Origin of the sequence: Kluyvera sp. STS39-E (genome assembly GCF_040932435.1) — a bacterium.
Lineage (GTDB): Bacteria > Pseudomonadota > Gammaproteobacteria > Enterobacterales > Enterobacteriaceae > Kluyvera.
In genome coordinates this window covers 1-533 of record NZ_JBFQGA010000025.1, presented here as the reverse complement: position 1 = coordinate 533, position 533 = coordinate 1, and the positions used below count along the sequence as shown (strand labels likewise).

Genomic DNA, 533 nt, shown 5'->3' with positions numbered 1-533 from the left:
TCCGCCCGCTGCACCGGTTGTAAAACCTGTGAACTGGCCTGTAAAGATTACAAGAACTTAACCCCGGACGTCAGCTTCCGCCGTATCTACGAATACGCGGGTGGCGACTGGCAGGAAGACAACGGTGTCTGGAACCAGAACGTCTTTGCCTACTACCTGTCTATCGCTTGTAACCACTGCGAAGACCCGGCCTGTACCAAAGTGTGCCCGAGCGGCGCCATGCACAAGCGTGAAGACGGTTTTGTCGTTGTGGACGAAGATGTCTGCATCGGTTGCCGCTATTGCCATATGGCCTGTCCTTACGGCGCACCGCAGTACAACGCGGCGAAAGGTCATATGACCAAATGCGACGGCTGCCACGAGCGCGTGGCAGACGGCAAGAAGCCGATCTGCGTGGAATCCTGCCCGCTGCGCGCACTGGACTTCGGTCCGATTGAAGAGCTGCGTCAGAAACACGGCCAGCTTGCAGCGGTTGCGCCGTTGCCATCGGCGCACTTCACCAAGCCAAGCATCGTGATTAAACCAAACGCCAA

At 57.6% G+C, this 533-nt stretch carries 1 protein-coding gene; it reads left to right on the top strand.

The window, feature by feature from the left end; genetic code table 11:
- Positions 1-533, top strand: a 533-nt coding sequence (locus AB4K05_RS24640; RefSeq protein ID WP_368482272.1) for a DMSO/selenate family reductase complex B subunit, incomplete at both ends; no start/stop codon positions are given.